The sequence below is a fragment of the Marinimicrobium sp. UBA4509 genome, from assembly GCF_002388575.1.
Lineage (GTDB): Bacteria > Pseudomonadota > Gammaproteobacteria > Pseudomonadales > Cellvibrionaceae > Marinimicrobium > Marinimicrobium koreense.
Genome location: NZ_DGMV01000008.1, coordinates 23669 through 25859, shown reverse-complemented (window position 1 = coordinate 25859; position 2191 = coordinate 23669). Strand labels below are relative to the sequence as shown.

Annotated in this window: 2 protein-coding genes and 1 pseudogene; 2 read left to right on the top strand and 1 reads right to left on the bottom strand. The window is 55.0% G+C overall.

All coding sequences use genetic code 11. The annotated features are described in order from the left end of the window. Positions 1–1489 (top strand): SulP family inorganic anion transporter (locus B3520_RS00785; RefSeq protein WP_286875102.1); only part of this gene is annotated, 1489 nt, incomplete at its 5' end. A 38-nt stretch (positions 1490–1527) separates the two neighbouring features. Next, positions 1528–1968, top strand: a complete 441-nt coding sequence (locus tag B3520_RS00780; protein WP_286807000.1) for a YqaA family protein — start codon at positions 1528–1530, stop codon at positions 1966–1968. Between the two features lie 30 nt (positions 1969–1998). Here B3520_RS00780 and B3520_RS00775 read toward each other — a convergent pair. After that, a pseudogene (locus tag B3520_RS00775) lies at positions 1999–2191 on the bottom strand (alpha/beta hydrolase); the annotation flags it as partial.

The following is a 2191-nucleotide window of genomic DNA, read 5'->3' as shown; positions in this document are numbered from 1 at the left end:
ATGTGTAGGGCTCTTCGCTTCGCTATTCGGTGGTACCCCAACGCTAATCTCCGAGCCGACCGGGCCGATGACGGTTGTCATGACCGCCGTTTTGACCTCTCTCGTGGCGAGTCATCCGGAAAACGGTCTGGCAATGGCATTTACGGTGGTGATGATCGCCGGCCTTTTCCAGATTTTGCTCGGTCTATTGAAGCTGGGGCGGTATATCACCATGATGCCCTACAGTGTGATATCCGGGTTTATGTCCGGTATCGGGATCATCCTCATTATCCTGCAGTTTGGCCCGATGCTGGGTCAACCCTCGGTCAGCGGCGGTGTGCTCAATAACCTGTTGGCCATACCCCAGTTTATTAAGAATCTGAGCGTGGCCGAGCTTTCCATTTCGTTAACGGCGCTCCTGGCGCTCTTCTTTATCCCAAAACGTATCGCAAAAGTTGTGCCCCCGCAGCTCATTGTATTGGTACTGGGTACCGCTATTGCGTTGCTACTGTTCGGCGATAATCTGCGTTTGGTAGGCCCTATTTCATTGGGTATACCCGATTTCTATCTCCCGTACTTCACCGCTGATCAGGTGACCACCATGCTTATCGATGGCATGGTGCTGGGGACCTTGGGCTGCATTGATGCCCTGCTGACGGCGGTCATCGCAGACAGTCTGACCCGCAATGAGCACAACTCGAATAAAGAGTTGATCGGTCAGGGCATTGGGAACCTGGCCTCAGGCTTTATTGGCGGATTGCCTGGCGCTGGCGCTACCATGGGAACGGTGGTGAATATCCAGACGGGCGCCCGGACGGCCCTTTCGGGGATCGTGCGTGCCGCTGTTCTATTGGTGGTTGTCGCGTTTGCCTCGGGGTTGGCCTCCAATATCCCGCTCGCCATTCTGGCAGCGATCGCTGTCAAGGTTGGTCTTAGCATATTGGATTGGAGCTTTTTGAAGCGGGCTCATCGCGTCTCGACCAGCGCTACCCTCATCATGTACCTGGTCATTGCGCTGACGGTGTTGGTGGATTTGATGGTGGCGGTCGGCCTTGGGGTCTTTATCGCAAACATTATTACCATCGACAAGCTGAGCCGATTACAAGCGCAGCGAAATATGCAAGTCATCAGTGATGTCGACGATAATATCTCGCTCGAAAGCGAAGAAAAGAAAATCCTCGAAAAGAACCGCGGTGACATTGCCTTGTTGTATTTCAGTGGTCCGTTGATTTTTGGTATGTCGAGAGCGTTGGCACGCGAGAGAAACAGCTTGAATGCCTTCAGAAAAATTCTCATCGACCTAACCGATGTGCCGACGCTGGATACCACCATGGTGCTCGCCTTGGAAAACACCATTCAAGACGCTGTGCAAAGCGGCAAGTTGGTCACAACCGTTTGCTCAAATACCAATCGACACACGTCGCTGCACGAGTTTTTGGAATCAAACCAGATTCCGAAATTTACCTCCCGGATCGAGGCATTGACCTGGTTGGCTGATAAGGAAGTTTAGGTCAATGTGTTGAGCCCACCCCTTCGGTGAGATGATTGATGGAGCACTTGGCGGAACTCGGCTACCTCGGCCTCTTCCTGTCCGCATTCCTGGCGGCGACGATATTGCCCCTCAGCTCCGAGGTGGTGCTCAGCGCCTTGTTGCTGAGCGGCCTGTCGTCGGTGGTTCTGGTTTCGGTCGCCACCGTCGGCAATGTGCTCGGCTCACTGACCAACTATGCCTTGGGCTATTGGGGGAGTCTGGTGGTGGTCAAGAAGTGGTTGCGGATGTCGGAAGACGACTTTGGCCGGGCCGAGGCGCGGTTTCGGAAGTATGGGATGGTGTCGCTGTGCTTTGCCTGGGTCCCCATTATTGGGGACCCCTTGACCGTGATCGCCGGCGTGTTACGGATACGCCTGCGTTGGTTTTTGCTGTTGGTGACGGCGGGTAAACTGGCTCGCTATGTCGTCATCAGCTATATGACGCTCGCGTTTCAGTGAGCCATTGCTCCCACATCGCCTGGCACTTTGCTAAGGCAGTTTCTTCTTGTCGACGGTCCATTCAGGGTGTTCGGCCAGCCCCGGTGGATTGCCGGTAAATAACTTGCCTGCCGTTTCGTCGTCCTTCAGTTGCCATTTAAACCAGGCGGTCGCCACTCGGGCAAACTCTCCGCCGTGGGGCTGGCCGTAGGTGCCGCCGTGGCCCACGTCCATATTGCCGACG